This window comes from Enterobacter sp. JJBC (assembly GCF_036936505.1).
Classification (GTDB): domain Bacteria; phylum Pseudomonadota; class Gammaproteobacteria; order Enterobacterales; family Enterobacteriaceae; genus Enterobacter; species Enterobacter hormaechei_C.
Genome location: NZ_CP136935.1, coordinates 3,605,061 through 3,618,755, shown reverse-complemented (window position 1 = coordinate 3,618,755; position 13,695 = coordinate 3,605,061). Strand labels below are relative to the sequence as shown.

The following is a 13,695-nucleotide window of genomic DNA, read 5'->3' as shown; positions in this document are numbered from 1 at the left end:
TCGACAGTTGTCTTAATAAGAAAGAGAAGCAGTATAACGTTACGTGACGCCTGCTCCAACCGTTGCATAACAACAAAGGCGCCTTCATGTTATACTCCGGCAAAATTCTGTGTATGTGTCGCCCAGGCGACCTAACGTTTCTACCCCAGGCGAGAGACAATGTTTGATAATTTAACCGATCGTTTGTCGCGCACGCTGCGCAACATCAGCGGCCGTGGACGCCTCACCGAAGAGAACATCAAGGAAACGCTGCGCGAAGTGCGCATGGCGCTGCTGGAAGCAGACGTCGCGTTGCCGGTCGTGCGTGACTTTATCAACCGCGTGAAAGAGAAAGCGGTTGGCCATGAAGTGAACAAGAGCCTGACTCCGGGTCAGGAGTTCGTCAAAATCGTCCGTAACGAGCTGGTTTCGGCGATGGGCGAAGAGAACCAGGTGCTTAACCTGGCGGCTCAGCCGCCAGCCGTCGTGCTGATGGCGGGTCTGCAAGGTGCGGGTAAAACCACCAGCGTCGGTAAGCTGGGGAAATTCCTGCGCGAAAAGCACAAGAAAAAGGTGCTGGTGGTGTCGGCGGACGTGTATCGCCCAGCGGCGATCAAACAGCTGGAAACGCTGGCCGAGCAGGTTGGCGTGGACTTCTTCCCGTCCGACGTGGCCCAGAAGCCTGTCGACATCGTTAACGTGGCGCTGAAAGAGGCGAAGCTGAAATTCTACGACGTGCTGCTGGTGGATACCGCCGGTCGACTGCACGTTGACGAAGCGATGATGGACGAAATCAAGCAGGTTCATGCCTCTATCAATCCAGTAGAGACCCTGTTTGTTGTTGACGCCATGACCGGTCAGGATGCGGCAAACACCGCAAAAGCGTTTAACGAAGCCCTGCCGTTAACCGGCGTGGTGCTGACCAAAGTCGACGGCGATGCCCGCGGCGGTGCGGCGCTGTCTATTCGTCATATTACCGGTAAGCCAATTAAGTTCCTCGGCGTGGGCGAAAAAACCGAAGCGCTGGAGCCGTTCCATCCGGATCGTATTGCCTCCCGTATCCTCGGCATGGGCGACGTGCTGTCGCTGATCGAAGATATTGAAAGCAAGGTTGACCGCGCCCAGGCGGAAAAGCTCGCCAGCAAGCTGAAAAAAGGTGACGGTTTCGATCTGACCGACTTCCTTGAGCAGCTGCGTCAGATGAAAAACATGGGCGGCATGGCAAGCCTGATGGGCAAACTGCCAGGCATGGGCCAGATCCCGGACAACGTCAAATCCCAGATGGATGACAAAGTGCTGGTGCGTATGGAGGCCATCATCAACTCGATGACGCTGAAAGAGCGCGCGAAGCCAGAAATCATCAAAGGTTCCCGTAAACGCCGTATCGCTGCCGGTTGCGGCATGCAGGTGCAGGACGTAAACCGCCTTCTGAAACAGTTCGACGACATGCAGCGCATGATGAAGAAAATGAAGAAAGGCGGCATGGCGAAGATGATGCGCGGCATGAAAGGCATGATGCCGCCCGGTTTTCCTGGGCGATAATCGCTTTTGAGATTGCTTTTTGCCCGGAAATGAGTAAAATTTTCGGGCTTTTAATATGACACCCGGGCTCCGTTCCTCGATGGGGCCCGGTTGTTTTATTCACACAAGAGGATGTTATGGTAACTATTCGTTTAGCACGTCACGGCGCTAAAAAGCGTCCGTTCTACCAGGTTGTTGTGACTGACAGCCGTAATGCACGCAACGGTCGCTTCATCGAGCGCGTTGGTTTCTTCAACCCACTGGCCGCTGGCGCAGAAGAAGAAACCCGTCTGGATCTGGATCGTATCGCTCACTGGGTTGGCCAGGGCGCTACTGTTTCCGATCGCGTTGCTACGCTGATCAAAGCAGCAAATAAAGCAGCTTAATCTGTCACGGTGGTCATGATGAGCAATAAAGCACCTGTTGAACCGATCGTATTGGGAAAAATGGGTTCTTGCTACGGTATCCGTGGTTGGCTCAGAGTGTTTTCCTCCACTGAAGACGCTGATAGCATTTTTGATTACCAGCCCTGGTTTATCCAGAAAGCCGGTAAGTGGGAAGAGGTCGAGCTGGAAAGCTGGCGTCACCACAATCAGGACATCATCATCAAGCTGAAAGGCATTGACGATCGTGATGCCGCGAATGCGCTGACTAATTGTGAGATTGTCGTGGATTCGTCGCAGTTGCCGCAGCTGGAAGAGGGTGACTACTACTGGAAAGACCTTATGGGTTGCCAGGTAGTGACCACTGAAGGCTACAGCCTGGGGAAAGTCATCGACATGATGGAAACCGGGTCAAATGACGTTCTCGTCATTAAGGCAAACCTGAAAGATGCATTTGGCATCAAGGAGCGGTTGGTTCCGTTCCTCGATGGACAGGTTATCAAGAAAGTCGATCTCACTACTCAAACCATTGAAGTAGATTGGGATCCTGGTTTTTAAATTCTCCGGATAAACGGTAAAAGACGGCGCTATGTGGATTGGCATAATTAGCCTGTTTCCTGAAATGTTCCGCGCGATTACCGATTACGGGGTAACTGGCCGGGCAGTAAAGAATGGCCTGCTGAGCATCCAGAGCTGGAGTCCTCGTGACTTCACGCACGACCGGCACCGTACCGTGGACGATCGTCCTTACGGCGGCGGACCGGGGATGTTGATGATGGTGCAACCCTTACGGGACGCCATTCACACAGCAAAAGCCGCGGCAGGTGAAGGCGCGAAGGTGATTTATCTGTCACCTCAGGGACGCAAGCTTGATCAAGCGGGCGTGAGCGAACTGGCGACGAATCAAAAACTGATTCTGGTCTGTGGTCGCTACGAAGGAATAGATGAGCGCGTAATTCAAACCGAGATTGACGAAGAATGGTCTATCGGCGATTACGTTCTCAGCGGTGGTGAGTTACCGGCAATGACGCTGATTGACTCCGTCGCCCGGTTTATTCCGGGGGTTCTGGGCCATGAAGCTTCGGCAACGGAAGATTCCTTTGCCGATGGGGTGCTGGACTGTCCACACTATACTCGTCCTGAAGTGTTAGAAGGGATGGAAGTCCCGGCAGTGTTACTGTCTGGAAACCATGCCGAGATACGTCGCTGGCGTTTGAAGCAGTCGCTGGGCCGAACCTGGCTTAGAAGACCTGAACTTCTGGAAAACCTGGCTCTGACTGAAGAGCAAGCAAAGTTGCTGGCCGAGTTCAAAACTGAACACGCGCACCAGCAGCATGAACATGATGGGAAAGCGTAATACGCTCCCGAATATCAGTTTACCCAGGATAAGAGATTAAATTATGAGCAACATTATTAAGCAACTTGAACAAGAGCAGATGAAGCAGGACGTACCTTCCTTCCGTCCAGGTGACACCGTGGAAGTGAAAGTATGGGTTGTTGAAGGTTCCAAAAAACGTCTGCAGGCATTCGAGGGCGTGGTTATCGCTATTCGTAACCGCGGTCTGCACTCTGCATTCACTGTTCGTAAAATTTCCAACGGCGAAGGCGTTGAGCGTGTCTTCCAGACTCACTCTCCGGTAGTTGACAGCATTGCTGTTAAACGTCGTGGTGCTGTACGTAAAGCTAAACTGTACTACCTGCGTGAGCGTACTGGTAAGTCTGCTCGTATTAAAGAGCGTCTGAACTAAGATTCGCTTAAGCGACATCCTGTTAGAAAGGGCTGGCCGAAAGGCTGGCCCTTTTTTTATCCCATCGCACCTCTCGCGTTAACCCTTCCGTCATAAATCATTTACAATGTTCGCCTCTTGGGTGGAGGGTAAGTGGATAACGTACTGCATCAGCATAGCTGGAAACGCGCAGCGGCATTGACCGCGCTGTTTGCGATCCTGCTGATCGTCGTGGCGCCGCTGATCTCCGTCTCGCTGCAAAAAGATCCCATGAGCGCCATGCCGGGCATGCACCACGACATGAGCATGATGTCGGTGGACGAGCATCATGGTGATATGCCGCATTCTATGCCAGTTGACCATGCTGAAGCATGCGGCTACTGCGTGCTGTTAGCGCATGTGCCGGGCGTGATGCTGGCGCTTATCGTTCTGCTCAGCGTGGTGTTGCAGCGGCTGCGCGTGAAGCCGCCTCGTCAGGCGGTCAGCCACTGGCACTTTTTCCCCTGGCTTTACCCCGATACCCGCGCGCCGCCGCGTCGGTCTGCTTTCTCCCTTTAAAACAAAATCACTCACTTTTTGCCTTAAAAAGGAAAAGTATGACTACCTGCACTCCGCGCGCGGCATGGGGAAACCTGCTGCGTCGCCTCCATTTCTATATCGGGCTGTTTGTCGGTCCGTTTATCTTCTTCGCAGCGCTGACCGGTACGCTGTATGTCGCCACGCCGCAGCTTGAAAATGCGCTGTACCATTATGCACTCCACACGGATGCCGTTGGTGAGGCGCAGCCTCTTGCTAAACAAATTACCGTGGCAGAAAAGGCCGTGGGTTCAGCGCTGCGTTTACACGCTGTTCGTCCGGGGCTGGAAGAGGGTGAAACGACCCGCGTGATGTTTGCCGACCCGGCGCTGGGTCCCTCCGAGCATCGGGCTATTTTTATTGATCCCGCCAGTCTTGAGGTTCGAGGGGATATGACTGTGTACGGCACCAGCGGGATTTTACCGCTGCGTCAGACTATCGATTATCTGCATACCTCGCTGATGCTGGGCAACATCGGGCGCCTCTATAGCGAGTTAGCCGCCTCGTGGATGTGGGTTGCTGCCCTGGGCGGGATCGCGCTGTGGTTCTACACCCGACCGAAGCGCCGTATTAACAATCGTTTCCAGAATCGTCGTCGCCTGCATGTGATCTTAGGCTGGACGTTACTGACGGGAATGCTGCTGTTCTCAGTCACCGGGTTAACCTGGTCACAATGGGCCGGTGGCAACGTCGATAAGCTGCGTGCAGAGATGAACTGGCTGACGCCGCAGGTAAATACCACCCTTTCCGGTGCGCCGGAAATGAGGGATGAACACGCCGAACATCGTGGTCATCACGGGGGAATGACGATGCCTGAAATGCCTGTTGAACTGTCGCTTTTTGACAGCGTATTGCAGGCCGCCCGCCAGTCAGGAATTGATGCGAAAAAGGTTGAGATCCGCCCGGCAAGCAGGGACGACCAGGCCTGGACGGTGACGGAAATCGATCGCCGCTGGCCGACGCAGGTTGATGCCGTTGCCGTGGATCCCCACTCACTGAAGGTGCTGGACAGCACTCGCTTCGGGGATTTCCCGCTGATGGCTAAACTCACCCGCTGGGGCGTGGATTTCCATATGGGGATCCTGTTTGGTCTGGCAAATCAGCTGCTGCTCATCGCGTTTGGCGTTGCGCTGTGCGTGTTGATTATCTGGGGATACCGGATGTGGTGGATGCGTCGCCCTGCAACGTCAGCCGCGAACCCGGTACAGACGCTCTGTCAAAGCTGGCTGGCATTGCCGCTGTGGGGAAGGGGAGTGACGTTCCTGATAAGCCTCCTGCTGGGGCTGGCGTTGCCAGTAATGGGCGTCAGTCTGGTGGTCTTTATTGTGATTGACTGGCTGCGCTGGCGAGCGGTTTCAGGCGTGTCGCTCGCCGGAACATCCGTTAAATAGCCTTAAGGCGTGCTGATGACTACCGCAACCCGGCGGTTTTCAGCGCGCCCCTGTGCAGTGCGGTTGCTGCTGACAGGGTATTTTTTGCCTAAGCCCCGCGTGGTGAGGTTGCTGCGCGGGATGTTCGCGCCCTTCGCCCAGGCATCCGCCACAACATTGGCACGTTTTAACGAAAGCGCTTCGTTGTAGCTCTCTTCGCCATAGTTATCCGTATGGCCATCCATCCGGGCGTGGTTCAGGCCGGTTGCCGCCAGGCGTGAGGCCATAGTCTGGATCTGCGTTTGACTTTCCGGGCGCAGCCTGGCGTCATTTTTATCAAACAGGATCTTATCTGACAGGCCCAGAGACCAGTCGCCATTCAGTTCGTTAAAGCCATAGGATTTCATGGCCGCGATTTGCTCTGGCGTGAATTTCCCTTCAGGGGATGACTGGCATCCGGACATTGCCAGTGATGCCAGTAACAACGGCGCAAAATATCGCTTTAACATATCGTCTTCCTTTCAGGATATTGTTTTCGAACGCTGGTTTTTGACCAGATACATATTGCGATCGGCTTGCTCCAGTAAGGCCTCAACGGAGGCATTTTCCCATGCCAGAGCAAAGCCAATGCTGAGTGACATTGATGCTGTGTGCCCGTTATGCAGATCAAACGGACGGATAAATTGCTGCGACAGCGCAGCGCAAATATATTCGACCTCACGCGCGGTGTGGACACCGTAAAGGATCATGGCAAATTCGTCGCCGCCAAGACGGTAAGACTGATGACGTTTTTCGCCAAATTCGACCATCCTTTTTGCGGCTTCGATCAGAACGCAGTCACCCGCGGCATGACCCCAGGTGTCATTGATAAACTTGAAGTTATCACCGTCCAGAAATAGCAGGGCGGAATTGGTTTTTGCCGAAGCGTCATTCATTAATGCTGCAATGTTGTTGCGAAACGCGGCGCGGTTTGCAAGCCCCGTGAGCGGATCGTGCATGGCGGTACGCAACAGTTGAGCGTTTTTCGCCTGTAGTTTGAGCTGCCACTCTTCCATTTCATCCAGCAGGCTGTTGAAGTCTTCTCCAAACTGGTGGAACTCTTCAATGCGGCCTTCCGTTACCCGGCGAGAAAAGTTGCGGTTGGTGCGAACGTCATGCACAACGTCAGTGATGTTTTGCATTTCAACAACCATGCCATGATGTAGCGAGCGGGTGATGGTCAATGCGACGGCAGAAGCAAAAAGAATGCACCCGGTGAGGACTGCAAACGAGAGCCAGATAAAGTGGCTAATCAGGCTGTCGCGTGCGGTCAGACGAATTTCGCCAATCACATTGCCGTTATGTATGATGGGCTGTGCGACAGGAACAGGGAACAGCCACCGGTTGACCAGCGCGCCCAGCGTGTCGGTATTATCCGCCGGGTTCCACGACCACCAGGCAAACCGTTTATGATGTGCATTAAGCACTTCCGCCACGGCAAACTGCCCCTGCTTGCCGAGGGTCGCCAGCGTTTCATTTGCTGCCACGGCATCGTTGAACACCAGAGAGGCTTCAAGGCTGTGGCTCATGGTGGCGCCGGTAAGTTCGAGGTTTTTTTGCGCGTATTGCTTTAATGTCACCACGGAAGCGAAACACAGCAGCAACCATATAAACGTCATCGTTATAATGACGCTTATCATGCTGATTCGCCGCAACGTTCTTTTAAACGTCGGACGCGGTGTTGGTACGACTTCCTTATTCATGCTTCTTATTCCGTGCGAGCATTAATACATCCGGATTGACTCTTACGCCACTGCGCGCCAGCGCATCAAGATTTACGGAAAACCTGACCTGGTTGTGCTCTATTATCAGACAAAATGCGCTGCCAATAACGCATTCAGGATTTTGTTCTGACATTAATAGCAACGCCTGGTCCTGATATTGATTTATTATTTCCTGTTGTTTTGCTGGCGACTCGCTCCCGAAATAGAGGGCATCGCACCTTGCTGTGAGTGCTTCCCGATCGCTATGCACAATGACAGGACTATAGGGCAACGGGTTGTGTTCATCTTCACTGCTGAGCGCCTGTCTGTAATGGGAAGAGGCATAAATACAGAGCTTAGGCTGGCCAGACAGTGCTGGCCATCGGGTGTAGCTCACAATACCAGAAACAATCGAACGTACTGATTTATCCGTTTCAGTGAACGAGCCTGCCTTTGCAGGGGCCACTAAAATGAACAGCATTAGCGCCAGGGGGAGTCGGAGCAAAGCGATCAAGATTGCATTTCTCATCAGAATCCGCCAAACCGCCCCGGAAATAGATGTCCTTAAGAATTGTCGGCAGAATACCATTGTTTATCAAAGCCGTCATTATGTCAGAAATATCCCTGTTTTGACCTAAGCTAAATCTTACAGTGAGCTATATTCAGAGGAATTAAGGCAGGCTCAATTAAGCCTGCTGGAACGCATACTTTCATCCAATCCTTGTTGCCAGGATTCATGCAGTTTTACTGCATTTTCAGTTGTATCGCAGCTGGCAGGAAATGATTTTCCCGCTAATCCCCAGGCGTGAATAAAGCCCTCTTCGCATATTTTTTTCTGTCCGTCAGCGTAGCCACGAAGATATTCCCCTCGATCAACCTGAGGGTCATTAAAACTATCGGCCAGAGCCTGGTTATCTTTAACCGGAACACCATTCATAGCGTCTTCTTTACCGGCAGTGAACCAGTCCGGGCTGGTCCAGCCAGGCTGAAAAGTATAAGGATTGATCTGGCAACCCGACAAAATCAGCGACAACAACATGAGAGTAATTGAACGCATGGCTATTCTCCTTTTTGTGAGCATAGCCTGGCTTACAAGTGTGCGTGTGTAATTTTAAATTTACGGTTTTAGGCCATTAATTTTGCAATTTAAGGGCTTCTGTAAAGTAATGTGTACGTATTTTGGATTGAAATCTTTACTTGATGTGATATCGTTGTGTCACCTCTTCGAGGAAAACCACTATCGCAAACGAGTTTGACAGGATCGCAATCATGCAAAAAGACGCGCTGAACAACGTACATATCACTGACGAACAGGTGTTAATCACCCCGGATCAACTGAAGGCAGAATTCCCGCTGAGCGTCGCGCAGGAAGCTCAGATTGAGCACTCGCGCCAGACCATTTCTGACATTATCGCAGGCCGCGATCCGCGTCTGCTGGTGGTATGTGGTCCTTGCTCCATTCACGATCCTGAAACCGCCATTGAGTACGCTCGTCGATTTAAAGCATTAGCGGAGGAGGTCAGCGATAGCCTCTATCTGGTGATGCGCGTCTATTTTGAAAAGCCACGTACTACGGTTGGCTGGAAAGGGTTGATTAACGATCCGCACATGGATGGCTCGTTTGATGTGGAAGCGGGCCTGAAGATTGCGCGTCGCCTGCTGGTGGAGCTGGTCAGCATGGGGCTGCCGCTGGCAACCGAAGCGCTGGATCCGAACAGCCCGCAGTACCTCGGCGATCTGTTTAGCTGGTCTGCGATTGGGGCGCGCACCACCGAGTCGCAAACCCACCGCGAGATGGCGTCTGGCCTGTCTATGCCGGTTGGTTTTAAAAACGGTACCGACGGCAGCCTGGCTACGGCGATTAACGCCATGCGCGCCGCCGCTATGCCCCATCGTTTTGTCGGGATCAACCAGGCGGGCCAGGTATGCCTGCTGCAAACTCAGGGCAACCCGGACGGGCATGTGATCCTGCGCGGCGGTAAAGCGCCAAACTACAGCCCGGCGGATGTCGCGCAGTGTGAAAAAGAGATGGAACAGGCGGGACTGCGTCCGGCGCTGATGGTAGATTGCAGTCATGGTAATTCGAATAAAGATTACCGTCGCCAGCCTGCGGTTGCAGAATCTGTGATTGCACAGATTAAAGATGGTAACCGTTCAATTATCGGCCTGATGATTGAAAGTAATATTCATGAAGGCAATCAGTCATCGGAACAGCCGCGTAGCGCGATGAAGCCCGGCGTCTCCGTCACGGATGCTTGCATCAGCTGGGAAACCACTGATGCGCTACTGCGTGAGATCCACAAAGATTTGAACGGCCAGCTGGCGACGCGTCTGGCATAAGAGGATAGTTATGGTTGCTGAATTGACCGCATTACGCGATCAAATTGATGAAGTGGATAAGGCGTTGCTGGACCTGCTGGCGCGCCGCATGGCACTGGTTGCTGAGGTCGGCGAAGTTAAAAGCAAATACGGCCTGCCAATTTACGTTCCGGAGCGTGAGGCCTCTATGCTCGCCTCCCGCCGTAAAGAGGCACAGGCGCTGGGCGTTTCACCGGACTTAATTGAAGATGTCCTGCGTCGTGTGATGCGGGAATCCTATTCCAGCGAAAACGACAAGGGCTTCAAAACCCTCTGTCCGTCGCTGCGTCCGGTGGTGATTGTCGGTGGCGGCGGCCAGATGGGGCGTCTGTTTGAAAAAATGCTGACGCTTTCTGGCTATCAGGTGCGCATCCTGGAAAAAGAGGACTGGCCGCATGCACCGGAACTCATGAAGGATGCCGGAATGGTTATCGTCAGCGTACCGATTCATGTGACGGAGCAGATTATCGCGAAACTTCCTCCGCTGCCGGAAGATTGCATTCTGGTGGATCTGGCGTCCGTTAAAAATGGTCCTCTACAGGCAATGCTGGCGGCGCACACCGGGCCCGTGCTTGGGTTACACCCGATGTTTGGCCCGGACAGCGGCAGCCTGGCGAAGCAGGTAGTGGTTTACTGCGACGGTCGTCAGCCGGAAGCGTATCAGTGGTTCCTGGAACAGATTCAGGTCTGGGGGGCACGTTTGCACCGTATCAGTGCGGTTGAGCATGACCAGAACATGGCGTTTATTCAGGCGCTGCGCCACTTTGCAACCTTCGCCTATGGTCTGCACTTGGCGGAAGAGAACGTTCAGCTTGAACAATTGCTGGCGCTTTCCTCGCCAATCTATCGTCTGGAGCTGGCGATGGTCGGGCGACTGTTTGCCCAGGATCCACAGCTTTACGCCGACATCATCATGTCGTCTGAAAATAACCTGGCGCTGATCAAGCGCTACTATCAGCGTTTTGGCGAAGCGATCACTTTGCTGGAACACGGCGATAAACAAGCGTTTATCGACAGTTTCCGTAAAGTGGAGCACTGGTTCGGTGATTACGCCACGCGATTCCAGAGTGAAAGCCGCACGCTGTTGCGCCAGGCAAATGACAGTCGCCAGTAATGTAATGATGTATATACTGAAAGCCAGCATTGCTGGCTTTTACCATATATTGGGTGGATTAGGTTTATCAACCACTTACATTAATCCACTAATGAAAACAGTAAGTTAAAAAAAGCTGTAACCATCTGGAACCGTTTCTAATACCCCGAAGTGTGGACGCAATGTGGACACTCCGGGGCGAACAGAACCTACAGCGATATCCCTCCTGAAAGCGGATTCAATGCAACGGCATTTTGCAGATACTCCGGTGACAAATGCGCGTAAGTCATCGTCTGCTGGATGTTTGCATGACCCAGTATTTGCTGTAATGCAATGATGTTGCCCCCGTTCATCATGAAATGACTCGCGAAGGTATGACGCAGGATATGCGTTGCCTGATTTGCAGGAATATCGGGTTTAACCATCTTCAGCACCTTGCAAAAACTCACGTAATCGACGTTGAACAGATTCCCGCTGGCATTCTTCTTTATCAGCGATTCAAGTTCAGATGAAATTGGTACAGTGCGCTTTTTTCCGTTTTTGGTTTTCAGGAATGTCACGCGCCCGTTTACTATCTGTGCCGGTTTGAGTGTTGCCAGCTCTGACCACCGCCCGCCGGTACTAATCCCCAGCAGGGCAACCAGCAGATCATCACCTGTAAATGACTTAAGCAGCAGCGCAATTTCTGCCTTGTTAAGGAAAGCCATTTCAGGGTTAGTCTCTGCCAACGGAGGCAAACCATGAACGGGATGCGCCCCAGCAAACTCTTCAAGTTGAATCAGCTTCGTGAACATGCCTGATAAGCGGTACATGTCACGGTTTATCGTCGATGCGCTGACTCCCTCACTAAGCCGCTTTGAACGGTAATCCATAAGTGTTCTTTTGCTTAACCTTGTAACAGGTATGTCTCCCATATCACCAATGGTTTTTAGCAAATGATTAAACTCCTTCGTTCCGCGCTCATGGTTCTGTCCGTAATACTTCCACCATACGTCCAGCAACTCTGAAAGCGTTCTACGATCCGCTCGCTTACCCGCCCATTCTTTGGTCTGTGCGTTTGCCAGCGTGTAGCGCTCAAAAGCCAGTGCTTCGGCTTTCCTGTCAAACTTCCGGCGAATGCGACGTCCTTCGCGCCCGCGCGGTCTAATGTCCACTTCGTAACGACCATCATCGAGCTTCTTAATTGACATAAGAAAGCCCTCCGGTGGGGTTATGACTATCTTGGTAACAAATAGTGAAAATGTAATGCTTATAAAGCGTTAACCAATCTTCTTCTCGGAGTGGTCTGATTTTGTTGCATCTTGCCCATTGTGCGCGAAAGCCGGTGCGATCTGACCAGCTTGCGGGGCGGTTTTATCTGTCATGAGCCACAGTGTGTATTTCTGAAATTTAGGTGTGTTTGTCACCTGCATAACCACTTGTAATCCAGGTGATTTATATCCCCCCTCATAATTTTTGACTGTACCGAGTGCCAGCCCGCAAGCTTCACAGAAACTTTTTTGCGTTAGCCCCTCAGCTTTACGTACTGCTTTAAGTTTTTGACCTAACTCCATTGACAAGGACTCCCCTTGGTGACTATATTCACCGCGAAAGGTAACCATAGGGAAACCTTTTACGGCATGACTCCAGCGACTCAGGAAGCATCCTGAACCGTTCTAAGCCCGCTGGATCTGACAAGGTTAGCATGTAACCAAATGAGAATGGAGTGTGTTATGGAAGCAAACGACTACGTTATCCAGTATCCGCTTGACGCAGTTCACCCTGATAAGTTCGCGGAATTGCTGGGAAAACCTCGCACCGCAGTAGTAGCGATGATTGAAAAAAACAAACTGCCGGTCATTGAGTTTCGCGATCCGGCAAAACCGAAAGCGCGTGCTGGTGACAAGCTTGTTTTCATTCCTGAGTTCAATCGCGGCGTGCGTGAGGCGTTTTATAACCGCCCGGCAGAACAACGTGATGCATGGTTGTTGTGGATGGGGCTATGACTATGAATGAGCCACGCTGCATAGCTCAGTTACTCCGTAACGAGAGCCCGACCCCGATTAACTTCACCATCACCCACGGCCGGGGACGTAAAGGCATCATTATCCGTACCCGTAAGTCTGGCATTTTGGCCGCTGTTGTTAAGCGCATTATGAAAATCAGAGAGGTGTCAAAATGGCTGTGATGACTCTTGATTTGGTACAAAAACAACCTGCTGCACTGCGCGTTGTCATCGGCAAACATCTTGCAGAAGCTCGCTGGCAGGACTCCTGCGATTTTTACAATCAGATGATGGAACGCGACCGCCTGACGGTCTGTTTTCATGCTCAGCTTAAACAGCGTCACGCGACCATGCGTTTTGAAGAAATGAGCGATGTAGACCGTGAGCGTCTGGCCTGCGCGATTGACGAGCTGCGCGGTGCGTTTTCTAAACGGCGTCAGGTCGGTGCCAGTGAATCGGCGTATATAAGTTATCTGACAGTAAGCCAGCGCCGCACTTTATTCCTTCACGCAGGATTAACTGAAAAGGAATTTAATCAGCCTTACTGGCGAGTTAATGAAGAGTCATGTTATTGGCGTGAGAAATTATTCCGTGCTCTACGTGAGTTATTCAGCCTCTTTGAATATGCCCCAACTATTTTGACCTCGGTTAAGCCCGAGCAATATTTGCATTAATTAAATAAAGGAAATTTTTTACGCGCTTGAATGCGTGGGACATCTTTTTGTCTGGAGCCGGGTAAATGGAAAAAGAAATATCAGTTCCTCGCAGCAACATGAAAGAGTTGTTAGCGCAGGCCACCTTTGAGGCTCAGATAGTCACCGCGACGCGTTTTGCGTCTGCGCTCGATTCTCTGATAGCTCACATTTGCAAGTCAGAAATGAACCGCACGGAAATCATTGAGCTGTTGGGGCAGGAGTCCGAAAAGCTTCACAACTCTATATTAAATCAGCGATAAGTTAATA

Annotated in this window: 19 protein-coding genes; 13 read left to right on the top strand and 6 right to left on the bottom strand. The window is 52.1% G+C overall.

Going from position 1 to position 13,695, the window contains the following annotated elements; translation table 11 throughout:
* The first annotated feature begins 159 nt into the window (after window positions 1-159).
* The 7 genes from ffh (at window position 160) to RY075_RS17370 (ending at window position 5,577) form a co-directional block, all read left to right on the top strand.
* Window positions 160-1,521, top strand: coding sequence for a signal recognition particle protein (gene ffh / locus RY075_RS17400; RefSeq protein WP_338627865.1), 1,362 nt, complete (start codon window positions 160-162; stop codon window positions 1,519-1,521).
* 116 nt (window positions 1,522-1,637) lie between these two features.
* The gene (gene rpsP / locus RY075_RS17395; RefSeq protein WP_003863133.1) at window positions 1,638-1,886 is read left to right on the top strand and encodes a 30S ribosomal protein S16; all 249 of its coding nucleotides are present in this window, start codon (window positions 1,638-1,640) and stop codon (window positions 1,884-1,886) included.
* Between the two features lie 15 nt (window positions 1,887-1,901).
* Window positions 1,902-2,441, top strand: a complete 540-nt coding sequence (rimM, locus tag RY075_RS17390) for a ribosome maturation factor RimM (protein WP_003863136.1) — start codon at window positions 1,902-1,904, stop codon at window positions 2,439-2,441.
* Between the two features lie 31 nt (window positions 2,442-2,472).
* Window positions 2,473-3,240, top strand: coding sequence for a tRNA (guanosine(37)-N1)-methyltransferase TrmD (trmD, locus tag RY075_RS17385; RefSeq protein WP_058659737.1), 768 nt, complete (start codon window positions 2,473-2,475; stop codon window positions 3,238-3,240).
* 43 nt (window positions 3,241-3,283) lie between these two features.
* Window positions 3,284-3,631, top strand: coding sequence for a 50S ribosomal protein L19 (rplS, locus tag RY075_RS17380; RefSeq protein WP_002914145.1), 348 nt, complete (start codon window positions 3,284-3,286; stop codon window positions 3,629-3,631).
* A gap of 132 nt (window positions 3,632-3,763) precedes the next feature.
* The gene (locus tag RY075_RS17375; RefSeq protein WP_045346112.1) at window positions 3,764-4,168 is read left to right on the top strand and encodes a DUF2946 domain-containing protein; all 405 of its coding nucleotides are present in this window, start codon (window positions 3,764-3,766) and stop codon (window positions 4,166-4,168) included.
* Window positions 4,169-4,206: 38 nt separating this feature from the next.
* The gene (locus RY075_RS17370; RefSeq protein WP_058659736.1) at window positions 4,207-5,577 is read left to right on the top strand and encodes a PepSY-associated TM helix domain-containing protein; all 1,371 of its coding nucleotides are present in this window, start codon (window positions 4,207-4,209) and stop codon (window positions 5,575-5,577) included.
* Window positions 5,578-5,579: 2 nt separating this feature from the next.
* On the opposite strand, the gene RY075_RS17365 is transcribed toward RY075_RS17370, so the two are convergent.
* The 4 genes from RY075_RS17365 to RY075_RS17350 form a co-directional block, all read right to left on the bottom strand.
* Window positions 5,580-6,065 carry an OmpA family protein gene (locus tag RY075_RS17365; protein WP_047654140.1) on the bottom strand — a complete coding sequence of 162 codons (486 nt, stop codon included), beginning with the start codon at window positions 6,063-6,065 and terminating at the stop codon, window positions 5,580-5,582.
* Between the two features lie 12 nt (window positions 6,066-6,077).
* Window positions 6,078-7,298, bottom strand: a complete 1,221-nt coding sequence (gene dgcN, locus RY075_RS17360; RefSeq protein WP_003863147.1) for a diguanylate cyclase DgcN — start codon at window positions 7,296-7,298, stop codon at window positions 6,078-6,080.
* Complete coding sequence (locus tag RY075_RS17355) at window positions 7,291-7,827, bottom strand: YfiR family protein (protein ID WP_023323613.1); 537 nt, start codon at window positions 7,825-7,827, stop codon at window positions 7,291-7,293. The genes dgcN and RY075_RS17355 overlap by 8 nt, the downstream gene beginning before the upstream one ends.
* Window positions 7,828-7,980: 153 nt before the next feature.
* Window positions 7,981-8,355, bottom strand: coding sequence for a DUF2799 domain-containing protein (locus RY075_RS17350; RefSeq protein WP_003863151.1), 375 nt, complete (start codon window positions 8,353-8,355; stop codon window positions 7,981-7,983).
* A 212-nt stretch (window positions 8,356-8,567) separates the two neighbouring features.
* Here RY075_RS17350 and aroF point away from each other — a divergent pair, with 212 nt between their 5' ends.
* Window positions 8,568-9,638, top strand: a complete 1,071-nt coding sequence (aroF, locus tag RY075_RS17345) for a 3-deoxy-7-phosphoheptulonate synthase AroF (RefSeq protein ID WP_006811632.1) — start codon at window positions 8,568-8,570, stop codon at window positions 9,636-9,638.
* A 10-nt stretch (window positions 9,639-9,648) separates the two neighbouring features.
* The gene (gene tyrA / locus RY075_RS17340; RefSeq protein ID WP_022649060.1) at window positions 9,649-10,770 is read left to right on the top strand and encodes a bifunctional chorismate mutase/prephenate dehydrogenase; all 1,122 of its coding nucleotides are present in this window, start codon (window positions 9,649-9,651) and stop codon (window positions 10,768-10,770) included.
* A 188-nt stretch (window positions 10,771-10,958) separates the two neighbouring features.
* On the opposite strand, the gene RY075_RS17335 is transcribed toward tyrA, so the two are convergent.
* Window positions 10,959-11,939, bottom strand: a complete 981-nt coding sequence (locus RY075_RS17335; RefSeq protein ID WP_032609917.1) for a tyrosine-type recombinase/integrase — start codon at window positions 11,937-11,939, stop codon at window positions 10,959-10,961.
* Between the two features lie 69 nt (window positions 11,940-12,008).
* Window positions 12,009-12,302: a helix-turn-helix domain-containing protein gene (locus RY075_RS17330; protein WP_032610269.1), complete on the bottom strand. Its 294-nt coding sequence runs from the start codon at window positions 12,300-12,302 to the stop codon at window positions 12,009-12,011.
* 159 nt (window positions 12,303-12,461) lie between these two features.
* Between RY075_RS17330 and RY075_RS17325 the strand changes: the two genes are divergently transcribed.
* The 4 genes from RY075_RS17325 (at window position 12,462) to RY075_RS17310 (ending at window position 13,688) form a co-directional block, all read left to right on the top strand.
* Complete coding sequence (locus RY075_RS17325; RefSeq protein ID WP_023295263.1) at window positions 12,462-12,734, top strand: Cox family DNA-binding protein; 273 nt, start codon at window positions 12,462-12,464, stop codon at window positions 12,732-12,734.
* A gap of 2 nt (window positions 12,735-12,736) precedes the next feature.
* Complete coding sequence (locus RY075_RS17320) at window positions 12,737-12,916, top strand: hypothetical protein (protein WP_032682201.1); 180 nt, start codon at window positions 12,737-12,739, stop codon at window positions 12,914-12,916.
* Entirely contained in the window at window positions 12,907-13,407 is a 501-nt protein-coding gene (locus RY075_RS17315) for a hypothetical protein (RefSeq protein WP_044704156.1), read from the top strand. Before RY075_RS17320 ends, RY075_RS17315 begins: the two co-directional genes overlap by 10 nt.
* Before the next feature lie 65 nt (window positions 13,408-13,472).
* On the top strand, window positions 13,473-13,688 hold the full coding sequence (locus tag RY075_RS17310) for a DUF2732 family protein (protein ID WP_044704157.1): 216 nt from the start codon (window positions 13,473-13,475) through the stop codon (window positions 13,686-13,688).
* Window positions 13,689-13,695 lie beyond the last annotated feature (7 nt).